Genomic DNA, 22,308 nt, shown 5'->3' on the forward strand with positions numbered 1-22,308 from the left:
GTGGAGGTTCGAGTCCTCTCCTGGGCACCACCCCATTCTAAGGTCTCCTCGGGGTGGCCGTCCTCAAGCTCCCCGCTGGACACCCCAAAGCCGCGCGGCGAGGCCCGCGCCATCTGCGGAGCAAGCGGTCTTGGCCAACCACCTTCATAAGGGCGACCTGCCCGCCGACCTCTTCCAGGGGGTGGACGCCGTGGCCGTCGACTCCGAGACCATGGGCCTGCGCCTGGGGCGCGATCCGCTCTGCGTGGTGCAGATATCGGCCGGCGACGGGGACGCCCATCTGGTCCAGCTGGACCGGGCGACCTATGACGCCCCCAATCTGAAGGCCCTGCTGACCAACCCCGCGGTGACCAAGATTTTTCACTTCGGGCGATTCGACATCGCCATGTTCCATCTCCATCTGGGGGTGATGACCGCGCCCGTCTATTGCACCAAGATCGCCTCCAAGCTCGCCCGGACCTATACCGACCGGCACGGGCTGAAGGACGTGACCCGGGAAATGGTCGGCGTGGATCTGTCCAAGGCCCAGCAAAGCTCTGATTGGGGAGCGGCGGCGCTCTCGGAGGACCAGGTGGCCTATGCCGCCTCGGACGTGCTGCACCTGCACGCCGTGCGCACCCGCCTCGACGCCATGCTGGTCCGGGAGGGGCGAGACGCCCTGGCGCGGGCCTGCTTCGACTTCCTGCCCCACCGAGCCCTGCTGGATGTGGCCGGGTGGGAGGAGTCCGACATCTTCGCGCACACATGAGGCGTTGGTGAGCGCCCTGGCATATGAGGCCCGCGGGCCGGCCTCGGCCCTGGCCATGGCCCGCTGGCGTGGCCGTTCGCGCCTGATCCGGCGGCTGCGGGTGATCTTGCCGGTCATCATCGGGGTGATCGTGATCGGCCTGACCGCGATGGTGGTCTACAACACGGTTTCGGGGGCGGCCGCTGCGCCGGAAGAGGCCGATGCGCCAATCCGGCTGGTCAATCCCCGCTTCATGGGCCGCGACGACCAGGGCCGGTCCTTCATCATCTCCGCCAACAGCGCGGTCCGCGATGAGAACGACTACCAGCGGGTGGTCCTGGACCGTCCGGCCATGGTTCTGGACGGCGAGGGGTTGAGCCCCATGCGGCTATCGGCCCAGTCCGGCGTCTTCCATGAGGGTGACGGCGTCCTGCGGTTGCAAGGCGATGTGAGCCTGAACGACCAGGACGCCTCCTTCGACACCGGCAGCGCGGTGTTCGACACGTCCACCGGCGTGCTGGAGGGCGAAGGCCTGATCACCGGCGCCGGACCCCTTGGAGAAATTCGTGCAAAGTCCTATGGCGTGTACGACAACGGGCAGCGCATGGTCTTCAAGGGCGGCGTGAGCGGCGTCCTCACCCCGAACGCGCCGCGATGATGCGAAAACAAGGCGTCTTGAGATGAAGTTTCCTCCTTCAGGCGGCCTTCGCCTTCCGGCCCTGTTGGCGGGCGCTGCGCTGATGGTCGCCCCCCTCGGTCCGGCCCAGGCCCAACTGGCTGCGGGCTCCAACGCGCCCGTGGATATCACCGCCGACGAGCTGGAGGTGATCAACGCCCGCTGCCAGGCCATCTGGCGGGGATCGGCCGAGGCGCTCCAGGATGGGTCCCGGTTGCGGGCCGATGTGTTGACGATCCGCTATGCCGCCGCGCGCCCAGCCCGCACGGGTGCGGAGTCGACCTGCGGCGCGCTCCAGGGCCTCGACGCCCAGGGGTCGGTCTACTACGTGACGCCCAACCAGCGGGTGCGGGCCAATGCGGCGGTCTATGACGCGGCCAGCGACACCATCACCATGACCGGCGATGTGGTCGCCGCCCAGGGCCAGAACGTGCTGCGCGGCGAGCGGCTGGTGATTCAGGTGGCGACGGGACAGGCCCGGATGGAGACCAGCGCCCGGGGCGCCGGAACGCCCGGTCGGGTGCGCGGTGTCTTCTACCCGAACCAGACGCAGGGCCAACCTGCGCCCAAGCCCTGAGGGAACGCGGTGCTCGACAAACCCCAGGCGGCGACCGCCGACAGCCTCAGCCGCACCACCGGGCTGGTGGTCGACAATATCGGCAAGTCCTACCGTGGGCGTCCGGTGGTGAAGGGCGTCTCCCTGAGCCTGGCCCGGGGCGAGGTGGCGGGGCTACTGGGTCCGAACGGGGCGGGCAAGACCACCTGTTTTTATATGATCACCGGCCTGATCACCGCCGACTACGGGGCCATTTATCTGGATGGCGAGAACATCACCGCCCAGCCCATGTATCAGCGCGCCCGCATGGGCCTGGGCTATCTGCCGCAGGAGACCTCCATCTTCCGCGGCATGACCGTGGCCCAGAACGTCATGGCCGTGGTCGAACTGCGTGAACGGGACGGCGCCAAGGCCCGCGCGACGGTCAACCAGCTTCTGGAAGAGCTGCACATCGAGCACCTGCGCGACGCCCCGGCGATCTCGCTCTCCGGGGGCGAGCGGCGCAGGGTGGAGATCGCCCGGGCCCTGGCCAGCGAGCCATCCTTCATGCTGCTGGACGAACCCTTCGCCGGGATCGACCCCCTGGCCATCGCCGATATCCGCGAGGTCATCGCCTATCTGAAGGCCCGGGGGATCGGCATCCTGATCACCGACCACAATGTCCGTGAGACCCTGGACATCATCGATCGCGCCTCGATCATCCATGCCGGCGAACTGCTGTTCGAGGGTTCGCCCTCGGAGATCATCGACAATCCCGAAGTCCGCCGGGTCTATCTGGGCGACCGTTTCGGGGGCTGACGAGGCTTGGGCGGCGCCCGGCCCACGACCATCCCCATCCTCCGTCATGGTCGGACCTGATCCGACCATCCATGAACACCGGCGAGCGGCTGTGTGCATGGCCCCTCGGGTCAAGCCCGAGGGTGACGGTGGTGGCGGTGCGCCTCTGGCTCAGAGCCCGGCCAGGGCCTGGTCCAGGTCGGCGATGATGTCGTCCACATGCTCCAGGCCCACCGACAGGCGGACCACGTCGGGACCGGCGCCGGCGGCGATCTGGTCGCCCTCTTCCAGCTGGCGATGGGTGGTCGAGGCCGGGTGGATGATCAGGCTGCGGGTGTCGCCGATATTGGCCAGGTGCGAGAACAGCTTGACCGCGCTCACCAGTTTGACGCCCGCGGCGTAGCCATCCTTGAGGCCGAATGTGAAGACCGCCCCCGCGCCCTTCGGCGCATAGCGCTTGGCCCGCTCATGGCTGGGATCGTCGGTGAGGCCCGCATAGGACACCCAGGCGACCTTGGGGTGGGCCTTGAGCCACTCGGCGACGGTCTGGGCGTTGGCGCAGTGGCGCTCCATCCTAAGCGCCAGGGTCTCGATCCCGGTGAGAATCATGAAGGCGTTGAACGGCGAGATGGCGGGACCCAGGTCGCGCAGGCCCAGCGCCCGGCAGGCCACCACGAAGGCGGCCGGTCCGAAGGCCTCGGTGAAGACCTTGCCGTGATAGCTGGGATTGGGGGCGCTGAGGTTGGGCCAGCGGCCGCTCGTCCAGTCGAACTTGCCGCCATCGACGATCGCCCCGCCGATGGAGTTGCCGTGGCCGCCCAGGAACTTGGTCAGGGAGTGGACGACGATGTCCGCCCCATGATCCAGGGGCCGGCAGAGATAGGGGGTGGCGAGGGTGTTATCGACCACCAAGGGGACGCCGGCGGCATGGGCGACCTCGGCGATGCCGGCGATGTCCATCACCACCCCGCCGGGATTGGCGATCGACTCGATGAAGACCGCCCGGGTCTTGTCGTTGATGGCGCGGGCGAAGGCCTCGGGCTCAAGCTCCTCGACGAAGGTCACCCCCCAGCCCATGCGCTTGAAGCTCTGGCTGAGCTGGGTGATCGAACCGCCATAGAGCTTGCGCGAGGCGACAATATTGCAGCCGGGCTCCATCAGGGTGTGGAAGACCAGCAGCTGGGCCGCATGGCCGCTGGCCACGGCCAGGGCCGCCACGCCTCCTTCCAGGGTGGCCAGGCGGGCCTCGAGCACGCCCGAGGTGGGGTTGCCCAGACGGGAATAGATGTTGCCGGCCGCCTCCAGATTGAACAGCGCCGCGGCGTGGTCTGAATCGTCAAAGACATAGGAGGTGGTCTGGTAGATCGGCGTGATCCGCGCCTTGGTCACCGGGTCGGGGGCGGCGCCCGCATGGATGACCAGGGTTTCGGGGCGCAGGGGCGCAGAATCAGACATGGCGTCTTCCCTTATTGAATCCGTTTTCTTGGACCTCGCGCCTAGCACGGGGAGGGGCAGGTCCGAAACCTCGCGCCTGAATTTGCGCTGACCGCCCGGAGTTAACCAATCGGTGTGGGATCGCCGTCTAGCCTTGCCAGCAAGAAGCAGGCCAGGAGGGCTGAACTTGGCGCTCAGCGCGCGACTCGAGATCCGTCAGGGGCAGGGGTTGGTCATCACCCCCCAGCTGCAGCAGGCGATCAAGCTGCTGCAACTGTCGAACCTTGAGCTGGACGCCTATGTCGAGGGTGAGCTGGAGCGCAATCCCCTGCTGGCCCGGGACGAAGGCGAGGCCGAGCCCGCCCCTGAGGCCATTGACGGCGCTGGCGAGGCCCGGGCCGAGGCGGCCCTGGACGAGGTGGCCGCCGGTTCGGCCCAGAGTGATCTGGACGCAACCCATGACGACGTCTCGCCGGGCGAACGGGCCACTGGCGATGGGAGCGAGGCGGGCGAAGCCGGCGGGGCCATCGACTGGTCCAAGGCCGGCAAGGGCGGGACCTTCGAAGGCGATGGGGACGGCCTCGACGGCCTCGCGGCCCATGAAAAAAGCCTCGCCGAATTTCTGACCGATCAGGCGGCCCTGCTCGGCTTCACCCCGGCGCAGGCCGCGGTGGCCGCCGTGCTCATCGATGGGGTGGACGAGGGCGGCTATCTGCGCCTGGACCTAGCCGAAACCGCCGGGCGTCTCGGGTGCGACCTGGTTCTGGTGGAAGACGTGCTTGGCCGTCTGCAGGGTCTGGAGCCCACCGGGGTCTTCGCCCGGGACGTGGCCGAATGCCTGCGGCTGCAGTTGATCGAGCGCGATCGCTGCGACCCGGCCATGTCGGCGCTATTGGACAATCTCGACCTGCTCACCCGCCGGGACATGGCGGGTCTGAAGCGGGCCTGCGGGGTCGACGAGGAGGACCTGCGCGACATGCTCGCCGAGCTGCGCGCCCTGACCCCTCGCCCCGGCGCGGCCTTTGGCGGCGAACCCAGCCAGCCGGTGTCGCCGGACGTCTTCGTCCGCGAAGGGCCCGGCGGCCTGTGGCTGGTGGAGCTCAACGGCGACACTCTGCCGCGGCTGCTGGTGGATCAGCGTTATCACGCCAAGGTTTCCGGCGGCGCACGCTCCGACCAGGAAAAGACCTTTGTCGCCGACTGCCTGGCCACGGCCAACTGGCTGGTGCGCAGCCTGGATCAGCGGGCCAAGACCATCCTCAAGGTGTCCAGCGAGATCGTCCGCCAGCAGGACGGCTTCCTGGCCTATGGGGTCGAACACCTGCGGCCGCTCAACCTGAAGACCGTGGCCGAGGCCATCGGCATGCATGAGTCGACGGTCAGCCGGGTGACCTCCAACAAGTACATCGCCACCCCCCGGGGCCTGTTCGAGCTGAAGTTCTTCTTCACCTCCTCGATCGCCTCGTCCTCCGGCGGCGAGGCCCATTCGGCCGAGGCCGTGCGCCACAAGATCCGGCAGTTGATCGACGCCGAGGCGCAGGGCGCCGATGTCCATTCCGACGACCAGATCGTCGAAATCCTGAAAGCCGCCGGGGTCGACATCGCCCGCCGTACGGTGGCCAAGTATCGGGAAGCCATGCGGATTCCCTCCTCGGTCGAGCGCCGGCGGGCGATGAAGGAAGCCGTCTAGATCTCTCCGGCGCTCACCAGCGCCTCGGCGATCTGCACAGCATTGAGCGCCGCGCCCTTCAGCAGCTGATCTCCGGCGATAAACAGCGACAGGCTGCGGCCCGAAGGATCCGACAGGTCGGTGCGGATCCGTCCCACCAGCACCTCATCCCGACCGCTGGCTTCGCCCGGCATGGGGAAGTGGTTGGCCTCACGGTCATCCACCACGCGAACGCCTGGCGCCTCGGCCAGCCAGGCCCGGGCCTCCTCCACGCTCACCGGTTCGGCGAACCGCACCGTCAGGGCCATGGCGTGGGCGCGCAGCACCGGCACGCGGATGCAGGTGAAGCTGGCCGGCAGCTCCGGGGCGGCCAGCAGCTTGCGCAGCTCGGCCATCACCTTGAGCTCTTCGCCGTTATAGCCGGTCTCGGGATCGATTTCGGCGTCGTGGCTGAACAGGTTGAAGGCGTAGGGGTGGGCCAGGACCTTGGGCCGATAGGCCTCGCCGGCCAGGGCTGCGGCGGTGGAGTCCCTAAGCTCGGCCATGGCGGCCGCGCCGGCGCCGGAGGCGGCCTGGTAGGTGGAGCCCACCAGTCGCACGATCAGGCGGCGGGCGTGCAGGGGCGCCAGCGCCACAGCGGCGATGGCCGCCACGCAGTTGGGGTTGGCCACCAGTCGGCCGGGCGTCTCGGCCAGGCGCCAGGCGTTGACCTCGGGCACCACCAGGGGGGTGGCGGCGTCCATCCGGAAGGCCGAGGAGCTGTCCACCACCCAGGCCCCGGCGGCGACCGCGACCGGGCCATAGCGTCGCGACAGGCTGGCCCCGGCCGAGAAGAAGGCCACATCGACGCCGGCGAAGCTCGCATCATCCAGAACCTGGACCGTCACCGGCGCGCCCTGGAAGGTCAGGGTGCGGCCGGCCGAGCGCGGCGAGGCCAGCAGGCGAAGCTCGCCCACCGGAAAAGCGCGGCGCTCCAGGCAGGCGATCAGTTCAGCGCCCACCGCGCCTGTGGCGCCGACAATGGCCACCGTCAGAGGACGGGGCGCACGACCTGACAAGGGCGCGCGTCGTTCACGGGTCATGGACAGAGAGTGCGGCATGGGAGCCTCCGGAGTCTGGCCGGAGGGAGGCTGGCTTTTCCTTGGCCGACCCCATCCTTCCGGCGGGGTCAAGCAGGGATCGTCAGTCGGCTGCGTCCAGCCATGACCAGACCCCTGCGCCCGCGAGCGCAGTGGTTTTAATAATCATGGTCATGGTGGCCAGATGCCGCATGCGGCTCCGATAGGCCTTCAAAGCTCGGGTGTAAAGCGCCGGCGAGGTCGCGCCGCATTGCGAAGCTGAGGCCCCGCGTCCATAGGCAGGTCCCATGACCGCGGTGATCCCAGGGCAGGAACGGCGAATGAGCCTCTCGGAGATTCTCCGGGACCTCGGCGACCTGTCCCATGAGTCCGAGACGCTGGGCGCGCTTGTTGGCCGGTTTGGGCGCCGGGCCTTCGGGGCCCTGCTGTTCGTCTTCGCGGCGCCGAACCTCCTGCCGCTGCCGCCAGGGTCATCGACCTTCCTTGGGGCGCCCTTGATGCTGTTCGCGCCGCAGCTGGCCCTGGGGGTGAAGACTCCATGGATGCCACAGCGCCTCCGCGACCGGCGGCTGGAAATGAGCGTCTTGCGGGGGGCGTTCCTCAAGCTGATTCCCTGGGTGGAGCAGGTGGAGCGCGTCTCCCGGGCCAGGCTCACCTTTCTGTTCGGACCCGTGGGAGACCGCCTGATCGGCCTGGCCTGTACGGTGCTGGCCTTCGTCCTGATGCTGCCCCTGCCCCTGGGCAACCTGCTGCCGGCCGCGGCCATCAGTCTCTTCGCCCTGGCGCTGATCCAGCGCGACGGCGTGCTGGCTCTGGCCGGCTACGCCCTCACGGTGGTGAGTCTTGGGGTGCTGGCCCTGGCGGCGGGGGTTATCCACACTCTTGTGACGGGGGCGATCGGCGGGTTCTGACGGACTTGACACCAACCCGTCACAGGCGCGTTGATGGGGCATGCAAGTCCAAGTCACCGGCAAACACGTCGATGTCGGAGAGGCCCTGCGGTTGCGGGTCACCGACGAACTCACCAGCAGCATTGGCAAATATATCGACCGCGCAGGCGGCGGGGCCGATGTCGTCGTCAGTCGCGAGGGCTACACCTTCAAGGTGGATTGCGCCCTGACCCTGGCCTCGGGGCAGCAGCTCCAGAGCCATGGCACCGGGACGGACGCCCACACCGCCTTCGACTCCGCCCTGCAGAAGATCGAGACTCGGGTCAGGCGCTATAAGCGCCGGCTCAAGGATCACCATCAGCAGGCCCTGGCTAAGCAGGCCGAGACCGCCTCCTATTTCGTGCTGCGGACGCCCGAGGGCGAGGATGAGCCCGACTGGGACGACGGCTCCGCCCAGGGCGAAGGCGCGCCTGCGGCGATGGTCATCGCTGAGACCGAGCGGCCGATCCGGGAGATGACGGTTTCCATGGCGGTGCTTGAGCTGGACATGACCGGCGCTCAAACAATCGTGTTCAGGAACGCCGCGCATGGCGGCTTGTCCGTGGTATATCGCCGCCCCGATGGGAATATCGGCTGGATTGACCCCGAGCGCACGAAGCCAATGAACGGGACAGGCTCCAACGGCCCCGCCTAAGGCGGTCGCCCTCGTATCCTGCCCCCGCCGTGGCCCGTGCTGGTTCGGACCCGTAGAACAGGCCTTCCGAAGCAAGCATGCAGATCGGCGACATCCTGGATCGCGGCGCTATCGCGCTACGCGTGAGCGCGACGGACAAACGCCAGATCCTGGCCCACCTGGCCGATCTGGCGGCCCGCAACTTCGGCCTTGAGGCCAGCACCGTCCTGGACGCGCTCAGTGAGCGCGAACAGGCCGGCTCGACGGGCATCGGCTATGGAATCGCCGTGCCGCACGCACGCATTGAGGGGCTGGACCGTATCCGCGGAGTTTTCCTCAGGGTCGAGCACCCGGTGGCTTTCGATTCCATCGACGACCAACCGGCGGATCTGATCTTCGCCCTGTTGGCGCCGCCGGAGGCCGGGACCGAGCACCTTCGCGCCCTGGCCCGGGTGTCGCGAATGTTGCGGAGCGCCGAGCTTCGCGAACACTTGCGACAGGCGCGGACGCCGGACGCCCTGCACGCCTTGCTTGTCCAAGAGTCAGCGCCCTCGGCGGCTTGAGCCCCCGGGGAGGCCGCAGCGGCCGCCTTCGCGGGCGGCCGGTTCAGAGGCCAGATTCAGTGCACCGACACCGGCGCCAGTTCGTGGGCCAGGGCCGCGGCCATGGCCGCATTGCGGTCGGTCAACACCGCCAGGCGCTCACCGTCAGCCCTGTGGACCGCGTAGAAGGTCTGGCCGGGATCGAGGTCCAGGGTCGCGGACTCCGCATTCGCAGGAATGGTGGCGAGGATTTCGGCCGCACTGACGGGACGGACATAGACGAGGTCCGGAGCGCCTAGGGCCGCAAAAGCTTCAATCGACAAGATCGGCGTCATGATGACCACCTCCAATAGGGTTGCAACGCGCCGGACTCCCACCGGTTCAGTGGGACGGGCGCCGCCTGCTCGACCGCCCCGGGGCCGGCCGATGGGATTTCAGTCTGGGTCTCGGGCCTGACGCCCTAGCCGGCCGTCCGGATAGGGATGCGCTTGATCACGGTTTCAGGCTCTGGCCGGGCCAGATCGATGTGCAGCAACCCATGCTCCAGGGTCGCGCCTTCAACCACCATGCCGTCGGCCAGAACGAAGGTTCGCAGGAAGCCCCGGGCGGCGATGCCGCGGTGCAGATAGGCGTCCTCTTCCTTTGTCGCGTCGTCCTTGCGCGCGCCGGCGATCACCAGCTGGCGATCCTCGACATTGACGTGCAGCTGGTCCGGCGTGAACCCCGCCACGGCGAGGGTGATGCGCAGCCGGCCTTGGCCGCAGTCTTCCACGTTATAGGGCGGGTAGGCTTCGGCGGCGGCCTTGGCGGCCCGCTCTATGCGGGCGCGGGTATGCTCAAAGCCGAGCAGAAACGGGCTGTCGAATACGATCGTCCGGCTCATCTGTCCTCGAGTCCTCATCATCAAGCGACTCCCCGAAGGCCTCGCCCATAGCTGGCGCGAGTCTTCCGGTTGAGGATCATTTGGCGATGCGAGGCCCAGGTTTCAATATCTGGAGGGTTCAGCCCCCACCCGACGAACACTGCACGCAGTTGGGCAGGGCCGGGTCGAGGTCCAGGCGCCGCGGTGCGATAGGCTCACCGCAATTGACGCAATAGCCGAAGTCGCCGGCGGCGATCCGCGCCAGGGCCGCATGAATCCGGCGCCGCTCCATCTCCCGGCGCTGGCGCCCGGCCATGGCCATGGCTTGTACGCGCATGGCGTCCATTCGCGAGAGCCGTCCGACACTGGTCTGGTCGAGCTCCACCGGGGCGCTGTCAGCCTCGGTGGTCTCATCCTGCCGATCCAGGGCGGCGAGGGCCGCCTCCAGCCGGACGGCGGCCTCCTGCGGGGTCATGGGGTTACCGGAACAGCAGCACCGGAACCTTGCCGGTGCGGATCATGGCGGTGGTCGTGCTGCCGACGATCAATTCGCGGATGCGCGAATGGCCATAGGCCCCCATCACCAGCAGGTCGCCCTCGCCCTTGCGCAGCGCGCCCTTGAGAACGGTTTCAACGTCGCCCTCAAGGGCCTTGACCGAGGCCTGGGCCCGGCCCGCCAGCCGCGCTTCGGCGTTGGCCACACGTCCGTCGCGTTGGGCGCCGGGATCGCCGATGATGGCGACCACAACCTCAATGTCGGCGAAGACGGGATTGCCCAGGACGTGGTCCAGCGCCTTGGTCGCGCTGGCGCCGCCGTCATAGGCCACCATCACCCGGGTGATGGGCATGAAGACCCTGGGCGCGACCAGGATCGGGCGGCTGCTGCCGCGCACCACCCGCTCGACCTTGGCGCCCAGGTGGCCCTCGGCGAAATTATGGCTCTCGCCGCGCTTGCCGATGATCACCAGATCAGCGTCTTTTTCGAGCTCGATCAGGGTTTCAGCCACCTCGCCATGGCGGTGAACCAGGTTCACCTCGGCGACGCCGGCGGCCTGCAGGCGGGCCCGGGCGCCTTCCAGCATGGCGCGGCCATGGGCCTGGGCGGCTTGGCCGCGGGCCTCATCAGCCTGGGTCAGCTTCTCCAGCAGCGCCTCGCTGGCGCCGAGACCGACGCTGCCCGACAGATCAAGCCTGGGGCCTGAGCCGGTCTCGGCCCGATTCAGGACGTGCAGCACATCGACCGACGCGCCGCTGCGAAGGGCGAACCAGGCGGCATGGTCACAGAGGCTGGGGCCATAGGTCGAGGCGTCGATGGCGCAGAGAATCTTCTTCACGGACGTTCCTCCTAGTGAGCCCCGAGGCTGGCCTCGGCGCCCTCCTTGTCGTGCATGGCGAAACGATCGACCATGGTGGCGCTGGCGGCGTTCAGGCCGACCACATCGACGCTGGTCCCCTCCCGGCGGAATTTCAAGACCGCTCTGTCCAGGGCGCCGACGGCGGAAATGTCCCAGAAGTGGGCCTGCGAGACGTCGATGGTGACATTCTCGATCACCTCCTTGAAGTCGAAGGCCCCCGAGAAGGTGTCGGCGGAGGCAAAGAAGATCTGGCCCTGGACGGTGTAGCGCCGGGTGCGCCCGTCATCGGACAGGGCGCTTTCCACCGCCACGATCCGAGCCACCTTGCGGGCGAAGAAGATGCCGCTCAGCAGCACGCCCACCAGCACCCCGCGGGCCAGGTCATGGGTGGCGACCACCACGATCACCGTGGCCACCATCACGACTGACGAAGACCAGGGATGGCTGCGCAGGTTGCGGATCGAGCCCCAGTTGAAGGTGCCGATGGCGACCATGATCATCACCGCCACCAGGGCGGCCATGGGAATCTGGGCCACCCAGGGTCCGAGCACGACGATGAGGAACAGCAGGAAGCTGCCGGCCACCAGGGCTGACAACCGGCCGCGACCACCGGATTTCACATTGATCACCGACTGGCCGATCATGGCGCAGCCGCCCATGCCGCCGAGGAAGCCGGTGGCGAAATTGGCGATCCCCTGGCCCCGGCACTCGCGGTTCTTGTCCGAGCCGGTGTCGGTCAGGTCATCGATGATGGTGGCGGTCAGCAGGCTTTCCAGCAGGCCGACCACAGCCATGGTGGCCGCATAGGGGAAGATGATCTGCAGGGTCTCCAGGGTCAGGGGGACCTGCGGGAAGTGGAAGAAGGGGATGGTCGTGGGCAGTTCGCCCAGGTCGCCCACCCGGCGAACGTCCAGGCCCATATAGATGGCCAGGCCCGTGAGCAGCACGATGGCCACCAGGGGCGAGGGGACGGCCCGGGTCAGGCGGGGGAAGAGGTAGATGACGCCGAGGCCTGCGGCGACCATGGCGTAGGTCTGCCAGCCCATGCCGATCAGCTCGGGCAGCTGGGCCATGAAGATCAGGATGGCCAGCGCATTGACGAAGCCGGTGATCACCGAGCGCGACACGTAGCGCATCAGGCCGCCCAGCCGGGCGAGGCCTGCGCCTATCTGCAGCACGCCCATCAGCACCGTGGCGGCGAACAGGTATTCCACCCCGTGATCGCGGACGAGGTCGCCGATCAACAGGGCGATGGCCGCGGTGGCGGCCGAGATCATGCCGGGGCGGCCGCCGGTGAAGGCGATGATCACCGCGATGGAGAAGGAGGCGTAGAGGCCGACCCGGGGGTCGACGCCGGCGATCACCGAAAAGCCGATGGCTTCCGGGATCAGGGCCAGGGCCACCACGATTCCGGCCAGGACGTCACCGCGCACATTGGATAGCCAATCGCGCCGCACATTAGCGAGCAGGTTCATATATTGAGATCAGTCGTTCCACGGGCCCGGGGCTGAAATGCGCCTCAGACGAGCCGTCAGTTGTCCGGGGGATAGGCGCCCGGCCGAGCCACCCGGTCAAAGCCAGGTCCGTCGATGGGGCGGCTATGCCTGGGCTGGGTGAAAATTGCAACCGCAGCGACGCTGCATTGCAGCATCAAGGCCCCGGGCGCCCCGGAAAAGGCGAAGGCCCGCAGCGTTAACTGCGGGCCTCCATGGTGGAGCTAAGCGGAGTCGAACCGCTGACCTCTTGAATGCCATTCAAGCGCTCTACCAGCTGAGCTATAGCCCCAGGTCCTGGGCACTTCGGGCGGGCTGGCCGTCCGAAGAGGCGCGGAACCTAGTCAAAGGTCTGACGGCGATCAAGCACCATTTTCAGGGCCTGTCGCCGGGACCTCAATCTTCGTCCGGTTCGGGGATTCCCTCGATGTCGGCGTCGTCAAAATCCTCATCCTCTTCTTCGAGGAAGGGAACGGCCTCGTCGTCGTCGTCATCGTCGAGATCGTCGTCGTCGCTGAAGCCGGCCAGATTGGCGTCTGGCGACTTCTTCTTGGCGACCCGCTCCACGGGCTCGGCGTCCTCGTCCTCGTCGTCTTCGACGGCGGGGTCCTCGATTTCGTCGATTTCCGGGGCGCTGACGTCTTCGTCCTCGTCCTCGTCGTCATCGGCGTTGCGGGCCTTGACCTGATCTTCGGCCTCAGCCTCCGGCTCAGGGGCCGGCGCGCGACCGCGAACGCGGCGGGTTTTGACCGCCTCGTCAGGGTCAAACTCGGTCTGGCACTTGGGGCACACAGCCGGGCGCTTGGTCAGGTCGTAGAACTTGGCCTGGCAGTTTGGGCAAACCTGCTTGGCGCCCAACTCTGGATTTGCCACGTGGGCGATCCCCTAAAGAGCGGTTTGTCAGAAGCCGGCTCCCTTGCCACGCGCCAGAGCGGCTGTCAAAAGCAAAGCCCCACGGACAAACCCCAGGCCTTTAGGAGGCGTCCATTTCCATCACGGCGGCTGGACTGACCGCGTCGCGCGGCGGCCCGCTGCGGGGCCGTGTGCGCGCTCCCGGCGACAAGTCTATTTCCCATCGCGCCCTGATCCTCGGCGCCATGGCTAGCGGGGTCACCGAGATCTCCGGTCTGCTCGAGGGCGAGGATGTCAAACGCACCGCCCTGGCCATGGCCGCCTTTGGCGCCCAGGTCGAGCGCCTGGGCGACGGCGCCTGGCGGGTCGAGGGCCGGGGGGGCTTTTCCGAGCCTGCCGACGTCATCGACTGCGGTAACGCCGGCACCGGCGTGCGCCTGATCATGGGGGCGGCGGCGGGCTTTGACCTCAGCGCCACCTTCACCGGCGACGCCTCCCTGCGCGGGCGGCCGATGAACCGTGTGCTGAAGCCCCTGGGCGAGATGGGCGCGAGCTGGATCGCCCGGTCCGGCGGCCGGCTGCCGCTGACCCTGCGGGGGGGCGGGCTGAAGCGTCTCGCCTACCGCCTGCCCGAACCCTCGGCCCAGGTGAAGTCGGCGGTCCTGCTGGCGGGCCTGCATGCGGCCGGCGGCGCCCAGGTGATCGAGCCTGAGGCGACGCGGGATCACACCGAGCGCATGCTGCGGGCCTTTGGCGCGCAGGTGCTGGTCGAGCAGATGGCCGACGGGGCGCGCCTGATCACCGTTCCCGGGGGGCAGGCCCTGACGGCGGCCAGGGTCGATGTGCCGGGCGACCCCTCGTCGGCGGCCTTCCCCCTCGTGGCGGCCCTGATCACCCCAGGGTCGGAGGTGACGGTGGAGGGGGTGCTGCTCAATCCCTTGCGCGCCGCCCTGTTCACGACCCTGCAGGAGATGGGCGCAGACCTGGTGATCACCCATGTCCGCAGCCAGGGCGGCGATCAGGTGGGCGACGTCACCGCCCGCCACTCGGCCTTGCGCGGCGTGGTGGTTCCGCCCGAGCGGGCCCCGGCCATGATCGACGAATATCCGATCCTCGCCATCGCCGCGGCCTGCGCTCAGGGCCAGACGGTGATGCGCGGCATCGGCGAGATGCGGGTCAAGGAAAGCGACCGCATCGCGCTTACCGCCGCGGGCCTCGCCGCCTGCGGGGTCGGGGTGGAGGAGGAGCCGGAAGGCCTGATCGTGAACGGGACCTTGCGGGCCAATCATCCGGTGGCTGGCGGCGTCCGGGTGACCACCCATGGGGATCATCGCATCGCCATGTCGCATCTGGTGCTGGGCCTTGCGGCCGAGGCGCCGGTCACCGTCGATGAGCCGGGCATGATCGCCACCAGCTTCCCGGGCTTTGTGGAAATGATGACCGGCCTGGGCGGACAGATCCAGGCGACGGAACCCCAGCTGGCATGAGCGGCGATCAGGTGATCACCGTCGATGGCCCCGCCGCCTCCGGCAAGGGCACCATCGCCTCGGGTCTTGGGCGGCTCTATGGGCTTCCGGTGCTGGACTCCGGTCTGCTTTACCGCGCCGTGGGCGTCCTGCTGCAGCGGGCGGGGGGGGATCTGGCCGACGCCGACGCCGCCGCCGTCGTGGCCCGGGGGCTGCGCGCCGTCGCCCTTGATGACGAGGCCTTCCGCACCCGGGGCGCCGGCGAAGCCGCCAGTCAGGTGGCGGTGCATCCGGAGGTGCGCCAGGTGCTGCTGGCCCTACAGCGGGACTTCGCCGCCCAGCCGGGGGGCGCGGTGCTGGACGGCCGGGACATGGGTACGGTCATCTGCCCGGAGGCCGGGGCCAAGCTCTATGTGACCGCAAGCCCAGAAGTGCGGGCCGAGCGCCGCTGGCGTCAGTTGACGGGTCAGGGAGAGCGCGTCGGCCTGGACGAGGTTCTGGCCGATATCCGCCGCCGGGACGCGCGCGACTCCGGACGGGCGGCGGCCCCCATGGCCCCGGCTCCCGACGCCGTCTTGCTGGACACCTCAGAAATGACTATAGACCAAGCCGCCGATGCGGCCCGCCGCATCGTCGAGGCGGCGCGCGCCGGCCAGACCCCGTAAAGGGGCTCCTGGCCTGGCAAATCCAAACGGGCCTTTTCCTCAGACGGCTGCGGGCGAATTCACCCGCGTGGGCTTACCCCCACGCTTTCGGTTGCAACCCCTAACCTGACGCGGGGACTCCGTCCTTAAGGCCGTGCGCGGCCAGGCGCCCGCCGTCAATTCGAACGAAAGAAGACTATGGCTGACGATATGAGCCTATCCCCCTCCCGCGACGACTTCGCCGCCCTCCTCGACGAGTCGCTCGGCGGCCGTGACTTCATGGAAGGCACCGTGGTCAAGGGCCTGGTGGTGGGCATCGAAAAGGACTTCGCCATCATCGATGTGGGCCTCAAGACCGAGGGCCGCGTCCTGCTGAAGGAATTCACGGGCGAAGACGACTCCAAGATCACCGTCGCCGTGGGCGACACCGTCGAGGTCTTCCTCGAGCGTGTCGAGAACGCCATGGGCGAAGCGGTCATCAGCCGCGACAAGGCCCGTCGCGAAGAAGCCTGGACCCGTCTGGAAGGGGTCTACGCCCTGAACGAGCCGGTCATGGGCTCCATCGTCGGCCGTGTGAAGGGCGGCTTCACCGTCGACCTCGGCGGCGCCTCGGCCTTCCTGCCCGGCAGCCAGGTCGATATCCGCCCCGTGCGCGACGTCGGCCCCCTGATGGGCAAGGAACAGCCCTTCGCCATCCTCAAGATGGACCGTCCCCGCGGCAATATCGTCGTGTCGCGTCGCGCCATCCTGGAAGAAGCCCGCGCCGAACAGCGCACCGAGCTGGTGGCCCAGCTGCAGGAAGGCGAAGTCCGCGAAGGCGTGGTCAAGAACATCACCGACTACGGCGCGTTCGTGGACCTGGGCGGCATCGACGGCCTGCTGCATGTCACCGACATGAGCTGGAAGCGCGTCAACCATCCGAGCCAGGTGCTGGCGGTGGGCGACACGGTCAAGGTGCAGATCGTCAAGATCAACCCCGACACCCAGCGTATCTCGCTCGGCATGAAGCAGCTCCAGTCCGACCCCTGGGACGGCGTGGAAGCCAAGTATCCCGTCGGCGCGAAGTTCACCGGCCGGATCACCAACATCACCGACTACGGCGCCTTCGTGGAGCTGGAAGCCGGGGTCGAGGGCCTGGTCCACGTGTCGGAAATGTCCTGGACCAAGAAGAACGTCCATCCGGGCAAGATCGTCTCCACCTCTCAGGAAGTGGAAGTCGTCGTCCTGGACGTCGATCCGTCCAAGCGTCGCGTGTCGCTCGGCCTGAAGCAGGCCATGGCCAACCCCTGGGACGCCTTCCTGGAAACCCATCCGGTCGGCTCCACCGTCGAGGGCGAAGTCAAGAACGCCACCGAGTTCGGCCTGTTCATCGGCCTGGAGAACGACATCGACGGCATGGTCCATCTGTCCGACCTGGACTGGACCGCGCCGGGTGAGGAAGTCATCACCCGCTACCAGAAGGGCGAGATGGTCAAGGCTCAGGTCCTGGACGTCGACGTCGAGAAGGAGCGCATCTCGCTGGGCATCAAGCAGCTGGGCGGCGATCCGATGGCCGGCGACGCCTATCGCAAGGGCCAGACGGTGACGGTCACCGTGACCGAGGTCACCTCGGGCGGCATCGAAGTCCGCCTGGGCGACGACGAAGCCCCGATGACGGCCTTCATCCGCAAGTCGGACCTGTCCCGCGACCGGGCCGACCAGCGCCCCGAACGCTTCGCCGTCGGCGATCGCGTCGATGCGCAGGTGGCCAATGTCGACAAGGGCGCCCGTCGCCTGTCCCTGTCGATCAAGGCCCTGGAAATGGCCGAGGAAAAGGAAGCCATCGAGCAGTTCGGCTCGTCGGACTCCGGCGCGTCCCTCGGCGACATCCTGGGCGCCGCCCTGCGGGAAAAGGGCCAGCCCAAGGACTGATCGTCCCGCTGAGCTCTCTATCAGAATGGCCCCGTCCGGTTTTTCCGGGCGGGGCTTTTTCTTGGGCGCGCCCGCCACCTGGGCGGGGGCCTCGTCATCGAGCCTTGATCATCCCCGGGGACTCGCCCATGGTCGCCCCGCTCAACCTGCGGAAAGCTAATGATCAAATCCGAACTGATCGCCCGTCTGGCCGAGGAAAACCCCCATCTGACCCAGCGCGATATCGAGCGGGTGGTGGGCGTCGTCCTGGAGCAGATGATTGTCGCCCTGGAAGAGGGGGGCCGCGTCGAGTTGCGGGGTTTTGGCGCCCTCTCCGTCCGGGCCCGCGACGCCCGGTCGGGACGCAATCCGCGGACCGGCGAGCCCGTCGATGTCCGCGCCAAGCATGTGCCCTTCTTCAAGAGCGGCAAGGAACTGCGCGAGCGCCTGAACGCCGATTGATCGGCCGGGCCGCCTGTCGCGCCCCTGCAACCACCACGCAATCAGCCTGAGGACCATCCGGCGTGAGCATCGTCTCGGAATTCCGTGAGTTCATCTCCAGGGGCAATGTCATCGACCTGGCGGTGGGCGTCATTATCGGCGCCTCGTTCAACGCCATCGTCAAAAGCCTGGTCGATCAGATCATCATGCCGCCCATTGGGCTGCTGACCGGTGGCGTGGATTTTTCGCGACTGCGATGGGTTCTGCGTCCCGACGATCCGGCCACCGAGGCGGTCGAACTCGTGGCCGTCCACTATGGAGCCTTCATCAATACGGTGATCCAGTTCATCATCGTGGCCTGGGCCGTGTTCGTTTTGGTCAAGCTGGTCAACACCATGCGCCGCAAGGAGGCCGAAAAGCCCCCGGAGGCCCAGCCGGCGCCCTCGCCCACTGAGGTGCTGCTCATGGAGATCCGTGACCAGCTCAAGGCCCAGAACAAGGCGCCGCCGGTATCCTGAATCGGTGAGGCGGCTTGCGGATGGGGCCTCCCATCCCCTAATCGACGGGACATGAGCGCTCCCCGCATCGCCTCCAAGATCTGTGGCCTGTCCACGCCGCCGGCGGTCACCGCCGCCCTGGACGGCGGTGCGGCCTATCTCGGCTTCATCTTCTTCGAGGGTAGTCCCCGCAATGTGAGCCCCGAGGCGGCCGCCCAATTGGTCGGTCCGGTGCGTGGCGAGGCCCAGACGGTGGCGGTGGTCGTCGATCCCTCCGACGGGTTTCTCGACCGGCTCATGGAGACATTGAAGCCCGACCTGATCCAGCTGCATGGCGGCGAGCCGCCGGCGCGGGTGGCAGCCATCGGCCTGAGGACGGGGGCGCGGACCATCAAGGTCATTCCGGTCTCCGAGGCCGGCGATCTGGCTGGCGCAGGCGCCTATGAAAGCGCCGCCGACCATCTGATGTTCGAAGGCCGGCCGCCCAAGGACGCGTCCCTTCCCGGCGGCGTCGGCGCACGATTTGACTGGACCCTGCTGTCGGGGCGCAGGTTTTCGCGGCCCTGGTTCCTGGCTGGCGGCCTTGACCCCTGGAATGTGGCCGAGGCGATCAGCCTGTCCGGCGCGCCCACGGTGGACGTTTCCTCTGGCGTGGAGCGCGGTCCCGGACTAAAGGACCCGGCCTTGATCACGGCCTTTTTGGACGCCGTGCGCCGCGCATGACGAGCTCTTTGCAAGGACGCGCAAGACGATGAACGCCCCGACGCACCCCCAGGCGCCGCCTGCGACGCCCAACGATTTCGCCGCCTATCCGGACGCCAATGGGCGGTTCGGCCAGTTCGGCGGGCGCTATGTGGCCGAGACCCTGATGCCTCTGGTGCTGGATCTGGAGGCCGCCTATCTGGCCACCAAGGAAGACGCCGCCTTCCAGGCCGAACTGAATGGTCTCCTGACCCACTATGTGGGCCGGCCCTCGCCCCTCTATTTCGCCGAGCGCCTGACCGACCACTTCGGCGGGGCGAAGATCTATTTCAAGCGCGAGGACCTGAACCACACCGGCGCGCACAAGATCAACAACTGCATCGGCCAGATCCTGCTGGCCCGGAAGATGGGCAAGACCCGGATCATCGCCGAGACGGGCGCTGGTCAGCACGGGGTGGCCACGGCCACGGTCTGCGCCCGGTTTGGCCTGCCCTGCGTGGTCTATATGGGCGCCGTCGACGTCGCCCGACAGCGGCCCAACGTGTTCCGCATGAACCTGCTGGGGGCCGAGGTCACGCCGGTGACCAGCGGCGCCTCGACGCTGAAGGACGCCATGAACGAGGCCCTGCGCGACTGGGTCACGAACGTCGAGGACACCTATTACCTCATCGGCTCGGCGGCTGGCCCACATCCCTATCCGATGATGGTCCGCGACTTCCAGGCGATCATGGGCCGGGAGATCCGCGAACAGATCCTGGAGGCCGAGGGCCGCCTGCCGGACGCCGTCGTCGCCTGCGTCGGCGGCGGTTCCAACGCCATCGGCACCTTCCATCCCTTCCTGAACGATGAGCAGGTGCGGATCATCGGGGTCGAGGCCGCCGGCGACGGCATGGGCACCGATCGCCACGCCGCGGCCATCAATGGGGGCCGTCCCGGCGTGCTCCATGGCAACAAGACCTATCTGCTGCAGGACGCCGAGGGCCAGATCACCGAGGCCCACTCCATCTCGGCCGGCCTCGACTATCCGGGCATCGGGCCAGAGCACTCCTGGCTGCACGATGTGGGCCGGGCCCAGTACCTGACCTGCACCGACACCGAGGCGCTCGACGCCTTCAAGCTCTGCGCCGAGCTGGAGGGCATCATTCCCGCCCTTGAGTCCGCCCACGCCATCGCCCGCCTCTCCGACATCGCCCGCGATGTGGGCAAGGGCGGGGTCGTGGTGATGAATCTGTCGGGCCGCGGCGACAAGGACGTGGCCACCGTGGCCGACCACCTGGGACGCACCATCTGATGAAATCCCGTATCGATGCGCGGTTTGCGGCGCTCAAGGCCGAGGATCGCGCCGCCTTCGTCGCCTATGTGATGGCCGGAGATCCCAACCGCGCCACGGCGCTGGACATTCTCAAGGGCCTGCCCGCCGCCGGCGCCGACCTGATCGAGCTGGGCTTCCCCTTCTCCGATCCCATGGCCGAGGGGCCGCCGATCCAGAAGGCCGCCCAGCGGGCCCTGAAGGACGGCATGACCCTGAAGGGCGTGCTGGATCTGGCGGCCGAGTTCCGCCAGGGCGATGACACCACGCCGCTGATCCTGATGGGCTATCTCAATCCCCTGGTCACCTGGGGCTTCGAGGCCTTCGCCCAGGCCGCATCCGCCTCAGGGATCGATGGCCTCATCGTCGTCGACTGCCCGCCGGAGGAGGCCGATCCCCTGGCCGACGCCCTGGACGCCGCCGACATCTCCCTGATCCGCCTGGCCACGCCCACCACTGACGACAGGCGCCTGCCGGTGGTGCTGCGACGGACCTCGGGCTTTGTCTATTACGTGTCGGTGACCGGGGTGACCGGCGCCAAGGAGGCCGACGCCGAGGCCGTGCGTCCGGCCGTGGCCCGCATCCGCGCCGCATCGGGCCTGCCGGTGGCGGTCGGGTTCGGCATCCGCACGCCCGAGCGCGCCGGCGCCATCGCCCAGGTGGCCGACGCCGCCGTGGTCGGCTCGGCCCTGGTGGACGAAGTGGCCGAAGCCCTGGAGCGCAACGAAGACGTGACCGCCCGGGTGCTTTCCAAAGTGCGATCCCTGGCTAAGGCTGTTCGCCTGGCCCGCGTCCCCCCCCTTCCGGCCTAGACCCCATAGCGATGGCAGATCAGAAGAACGAAAAGCCCGCCCGACCGCAAGGATCCCAGGGCGGCTGGCTCTCCCGGATCGCCCCGGGCATCCGCAACGCCTTCGTCAAGCGCGAGACGCCGGAGAACCTGTGGGTCAAGTGCCCCGACACCGGGGAGATGATCTATCGGCCTGACCTGGAGGCGGCCCTGTGGGTGACGCCTTCCGGCCACCACATGCGCGTCGGCGCCAAGGACCGGCTGAAGATCACCTTTGACGACGGCGAGGTGGAACGGATCGCCACCCCTCATGTCACCGAAGACCCGCTGAAATTCCCCGACGACCGTCCCTATGGGGAACGGCTGAAGGCCGCCCGCAAGGCCACCGGCGAGCATGACGCCATGGCCATCGGAGTCGGGAAGATCCAGGGCCAGGAGGTCGTGGTGGTGGTGCAGGACTTCGCCTTCATGGGCGGGTCCCTGGGCATGGCCGCTGGCGAGACCTTCATCAAGGCCGCCCGCGAGGCGATCGCCCGGCAATGCCCCTTCGTGATCTTCACCGCATCTGGCGGCGCGCGGATGCAGGAGGGGACCCTCTCCCTGATGCAGATGACCCGCACCACCCTGGCGGTGAACGAGCTGCGGGCCGCGGGCCTGCCCTATGTGGTGGTGCTGACCGATCCCACCTCGGGCGGCGTGACCGCCTCCTACGCCATGCTCGGCGACGTGCATCTGGCCGAGCCCAACGCCATGATCGCCTTCTCCGGGCGCCGGGTGATCGAGCAGACCATCCGCGAAATCCTGCCCCCGGGCTTCCAGCGCTCGGAATTCCTGGCTGAACGGGGGATGGTCGACCGGGTGGTCGGCCGGCCCGACCTGCCGGCCATGCTCGGTTCAATCCTCAAAACCCTGATGCTGGGCCGGGCGCGCACCCGGGCCGCCTGACGCCGCCCCTCCTTCAAAGGCCCCGCCGCCCGAGCCCCC

25 protein-coding genes, 1 tRNA gene and 1 other annotated feature are annotated in these 22,308 nt (G+C 68.1%); of the genes, 17 read left to right on the plus strand and 9 right to left on the minus strand.

Annotated features, from left to right (window positions below; translation table 11 throughout):
• Positions 1-130: 130 nt before the first annotated feature.
• Genes Q7V15_RS03570 through lptB form a run of 4 tightly spaced genes read left to right on the plus strand, consistent with a single transcriptional unit; the run spans position 131 to position 2,757 of the window.
• On the plus strand, positions 131-748 hold the full coding sequence (locus tag Q7V15_RS03570; RefSeq protein ID WP_304753867.1) for a ribonuclease D: 618 nt from the start codon (positions 131-133) through the stop codon (positions 746-748).
• Between the two features lie 7 nt (positions 749-755).
• Entirely contained in the window at positions 756-1,385 is a 630-nt protein-coding gene (lptC, locus tag Q7V15_RS03575; protein WP_304753868.1) for an LPS export ABC transporter periplasmic protein LptC, read from the plus strand.
• A gap of 22 nt (positions 1,386-1,407) precedes the next feature.
• The gene (locus tag Q7V15_RS03580) at positions 1,408-1,980 is read left to right on the plus strand and encodes an LptA/OstA family protein (protein WP_304753869.1); all 573 of its coding nucleotides are present in this window, start codon (positions 1,408-1,410) and stop codon (positions 1,978-1,980) included.
• A 9-nt stretch (positions 1,981-1,989) separates the two neighbouring features.
• The gene (lptB, locus tag Q7V15_RS03585; protein ID WP_304753870.1) at positions 1,990-2,757 is read left to right on the plus strand and encodes an LPS export ABC transporter ATP-binding protein; all 768 of its coding nucleotides are present in this window, start codon (positions 1,990-1,992) and stop codon (positions 2,755-2,757) included.
• 150 nt (positions 2,758-2,907) lie between these two features.
• Here the strand turns inward: lptB and Q7V15_RS03590 are convergent, their stop codons facing one another.
• Positions 2,908-4,191 carry an O-acetylhomoserine aminocarboxypropyltransferase gene (locus Q7V15_RS03590; RefSeq protein WP_304753871.1) on the minus strand — a complete coding sequence of 428 codons (1,284 nt, stop codon included), beginning with the start codon at positions 4,189-4,191 and terminating at the stop codon, positions 2,908-2,910.
• A 166-nt stretch (positions 4,192-4,357) separates the two neighbouring features.
• Between Q7V15_RS03590 and rpoN the strand changes: the two genes are divergently transcribed.
• On the plus strand, positions 4,358-5,860 hold the full coding sequence (gene rpoN, locus Q7V15_RS03595) for an RNA polymerase factor sigma-54 (protein ID WP_304753872.1): 1,503 nt from the start codon (positions 4,358-4,360) through the stop codon (positions 5,858-5,860).
• Here the strand turns inward: rpoN and Q7V15_RS03600 are convergent.
• Entirely contained in the window at positions 5,857-6,939 is a 1,083-nt protein-coding gene (locus tag Q7V15_RS03600) for an aspartate-semialdehyde dehydrogenase (protein WP_304753873.1), read from the minus strand. The two genes, rpoN and Q7V15_RS03600, sit on opposite strands and share 4 nt — an antisense overlap.
• Positions 6,940-7,205: 266 nt before the next feature.
• Here Q7V15_RS03600 and Q7V15_RS03605 point away from each other — a divergent pair, with 266 nt between their 5' ends.
• The 3 genes from Q7V15_RS03605 to ptsN all read left to right on the plus strand — a co-directional run bounded on the left by Q7V15_RS03605 (position 7,206) and on the right by ptsN (position 9,044).
• On the plus strand, positions 7,206-7,829 hold the full coding sequence (locus tag Q7V15_RS03605) for an exopolysaccharide biosynthesis protein (RefSeq protein WP_304753874.1): 624 nt from the start codon (positions 7,206-7,208) through the stop codon (positions 7,827-7,829).
• Between the two features lie 40 nt (positions 7,830-7,869).
• Positions 7,870-8,502, plus strand: coding sequence for a ribosome hibernation-promoting factor, HPF/YfiA family (gene hpf / locus Q7V15_RS03610; protein WP_304753875.1), 633 nt, complete (start codon positions 7,870-7,872; stop codon positions 8,500-8,502).
• Between the two features lie 77 nt (positions 8,503-8,579).
• A complete protein-coding gene (gene ptsN, locus Q7V15_RS03615) occupies positions 8,580-9,044 on the plus strand; it encodes a PTS IIA-like nitrogen regulatory protein PtsN (protein ID WP_304753876.1) in 465 nt (154 codons plus the stop codon).
• A gap of 56 nt (positions 9,045-9,100) precedes the next feature.
• On the opposite strand, the gene Q7V15_RS03620 is transcribed toward ptsN, so the two are convergent.
• From Q7V15_RS03620 to Q7V15_RS03650, 7 genes are all read right to left on the minus strand, one after another.
• On the minus strand, positions 9,101-9,358 hold the full coding sequence (locus tag Q7V15_RS03620; RefSeq protein WP_304753877.1) for a DUF1150 family protein: 258 nt from the start codon (positions 9,356-9,358) through the stop codon (positions 9,101-9,103).
• A gap of 125 nt (positions 9,359-9,483) precedes the next feature.
• A complete protein-coding gene (locus tag Q7V15_RS03625) occupies positions 9,484-9,906 on the minus strand; it encodes an Hsp20 family protein (protein ID WP_304753878.1) in 423 nt (140 codons plus the stop codon).
• 118 nt (positions 9,907-10,024) lie between these two features.
• Positions 10,025-10,360: a TraR/DksA C4-type zinc finger protein gene (locus Q7V15_RS03630; RefSeq protein ID WP_304753879.1), complete on the minus strand. Its 336-nt coding sequence runs from the start codon at positions 10,358-10,360 to the stop codon at positions 10,025-10,027.
• Positions 10,361-10,364: 4 nt separating this feature from the next.
• Positions 10,365-11,219, minus strand: coding sequence for a universal stress protein (locus tag Q7V15_RS03635; RefSeq protein WP_304753880.1), 855 nt, complete (start codon positions 11,217-11,219; stop codon positions 10,365-10,367).
• An 11-nt stretch (positions 11,220-11,230) separates the two neighbouring features.
• On the minus strand, positions 11,231-12,709 hold the full coding sequence (locus tag Q7V15_RS03640; protein WP_304753896.1) for a SulP family inorganic anion transporter: 1,479 nt from the start codon (positions 12,707-12,709) through the stop codon (positions 11,231-11,233).
• A 64-nt stretch (positions 12,710-12,773) separates the two neighbouring features.
• Positions 12,774-12,828 (minus strand) — a sequence feature (sul1 is cis-regulatory element that is thought to sense ions involved in sulfur or methionine metabolism; They are found in Alphaproteobacteria).
• 121 nt (positions 12,829-12,949) lie between these two features.
• Positions 12,950-13,025 (minus strand) — tRNA-Ala (locus Q7V15_RS03645).
• A gap of 104 nt (positions 13,026-13,129) precedes the next feature.
• Positions 13,130-13,606 carry a TIGR02300 family protein gene (locus Q7V15_RS03650; protein ID WP_304753881.1) on the minus strand — a complete coding sequence of 159 codons (477 nt, stop codon included), beginning with the start codon at positions 13,604-13,606 and terminating at the stop codon, positions 13,130-13,132.
• A gap of 119 nt (positions 13,607-13,725) precedes the next feature.
• Here Q7V15_RS03650 and aroA point away from each other — a divergent pair, with 119 nt between their 5' ends.
• From aroA to accD, 9 genes are all read left to right on the plus strand, one after another.
• Entirely contained in the window at positions 13,726-15,072 is a 1,347-nt protein-coding gene (gene aroA / locus Q7V15_RS03655) for a 3-phosphoshikimate 1-carboxyvinyltransferase (protein ID WP_304753897.1), read from the plus strand.
• On the plus strand, positions 15,069-15,716 hold the full coding sequence (gene cmk, locus Q7V15_RS03660; protein ID WP_304753882.1) for a (d)CMP kinase: 648 nt from the start codon (positions 15,069-15,071) through the stop codon (positions 15,714-15,716). The genes aroA and cmk overlap by 4 nt, the downstream gene beginning before the upstream one ends.
• Before the next feature lie 177 nt (positions 15,717-15,893).
• The gene (gene rpsA / locus Q7V15_RS03665) at positions 15,894-17,606 is read left to right on the plus strand and encodes a 30S ribosomal protein S1 (RefSeq protein ID WP_304753883.1); all 1,713 of its coding nucleotides are present in this window, start codon (positions 15,894-15,896) and stop codon (positions 17,604-17,606) included.
• Positions 17,607-17,765: 159 nt separating this feature from the next.
• Positions 17,766-18,047, plus strand: a complete 282-nt coding sequence (locus Q7V15_RS03670; RefSeq protein WP_304753884.1) for an integration host factor subunit beta — start codon at positions 17,766-17,768, stop codon at positions 18,045-18,047.
• Positions 18,048-18,109: 62 nt separating this feature from the next.
• A complete protein-coding gene (mscL, locus tag Q7V15_RS03675; protein WP_304753885.1) occupies positions 18,110-18,544 on the plus strand; it encodes a large-conductance mechanosensitive channel protein MscL in 435 nt (144 codons plus the stop codon).
• Positions 18,545-18,595: 51 nt separating this feature from the next.
• Complete coding sequence (locus Q7V15_RS03680) at positions 18,596-19,246, plus strand: phosphoribosylanthranilate isomerase (RefSeq protein ID WP_304753886.1); 651 nt, start codon at positions 18,596-18,598, stop codon at positions 19,244-19,246.
• Positions 19,247-19,274: 28 nt separating this feature from the next.
• Positions 19,275-20,516, plus strand: a complete 1,242-nt coding sequence (trpB, locus tag Q7V15_RS03685; protein ID WP_304753887.1) for a tryptophan synthase subunit beta — start codon at positions 19,275-19,277, stop codon at positions 20,514-20,516.
• A complete protein-coding gene (gene trpA, locus Q7V15_RS03690; protein WP_304753898.1) occupies positions 20,513-21,346 on the plus strand; it encodes a tryptophan synthase subunit alpha in 834 nt (277 codons plus the stop codon). Before trpB ends, trpA begins: the two co-directional genes overlap by 4 nt.
• A gap of 5 nt (positions 21,347-21,351) precedes the next feature.
• Positions 21,352-22,269 carry an acetyl-CoA carboxylase, carboxyltransferase subunit beta gene (gene accD, locus Q7V15_RS03695; RefSeq protein ID WP_304753899.1) on the plus strand — a complete coding sequence of 306 codons (918 nt, stop codon included), beginning with the start codon at positions 21,352-21,354 and terminating at the stop codon, positions 22,267-22,269.
• Positions 22,270-22,308 lie beyond the last annotated feature (39 nt).

This window comes from Phenylobacterium sp., assembly GCF_030651755.1.
In the GTDB taxonomy this organism is placed as follows: domain Bacteria; phylum Pseudomonadota; class Alphaproteobacteria; order Caulobacterales; family Caulobacteraceae; genus Phenylobacterium.

Coding starts and splice junctions, on each gene's coding strand:
- Q7V15_RS03580 (WP_304753869.1), top strand. CDS start 1,408: ATGAAGTTTCCTCCTTCAGGCGGCCTTCGCCTTCCGGCCCTGTTGGCG.
- Q7V15_RS03590 (WP_304753871.1), bottom strand. CDS start 4,191: ATGTCTGATTCTGCGCCCCTGCGCCCCGAAACCCTGGTCATCCATGCG.
- Q7V15_RS03600 (WP_304753873.1), bottom strand. CDS start 6,939: ATGCCGCACTCTCTGTCCATGACCCGTGAACGACGCGCGCCCTTGTCA.
- Q7V15_RS03605 (WP_304753874.1), top strand. CDS start 7,206: ATGACCGCGGTGATCCCAGGGCAGGAACGGCGAATGAGCCTCTCGGAG.
- hpf (WP_304753875.1), top strand. CDS start 7,870: ATGCAAGTCCAAGTCACCGGCAAACACGTCGATGTCGGAGAGGCCCTG.
- ptsN (WP_304753876.1), top strand. CDS start 8,580: ATGCAGATCGGCGACATCCTGGATCGCGGCGCTATCGCGCTACGCGTG.
- Q7V15_RS03620 (WP_304753877.1), bottom strand. CDS start 9,358: ATGACGCCGATCTTGTCGATTGAAGCTTTTGCGGCCCTAGGCGCTCCG.
- Q7V15_RS03625 (WP_304753878.1), bottom strand. CDS start 9,906: ATGAGCCGGACGATCGTATTCGACAGCCCGTTTCTGCTCGGCTTTGAG.
- Q7V15_RS03630 (WP_304753879.1), bottom strand. CDS start 10,360: ATGACCCCGCAGGAGGCCGCCGTCCGGCTGGAGGCGGCCCTCGCCGCC.
- cmk (WP_304753882.1), top strand. CDS start 15,069: ATGAGCGGCGATCAGGTGATCACCGTCGATGGCCCCGCCGCCTCCGGC.
- rpsA (WP_304753883.1), top strand. CDS start 15,894: ATGGCTGACGATATGAGCCTATCCCCCTCCCGCGACGACTTCGCCGCC.
- Q7V15_RS03670 (WP_304753884.1), top strand. CDS start 17,766: ATGATCAAATCCGAACTGATCGCCCGTCTGGCCGAGGAAAACCCCCAT.
- Q7V15_RS03680 (WP_304753886.1), top strand. CDS start 18,596: ATGAGCGCTCCCCGCATCGCCTCCAAGATCTGTGGCCTGTCCACGCCG.
- trpB (WP_304753887.1), top strand. CDS start 19,275: ATGAACGCCCCGACGCACCCCCAGGCGCCGCCTGCGACGCCCAACGAT.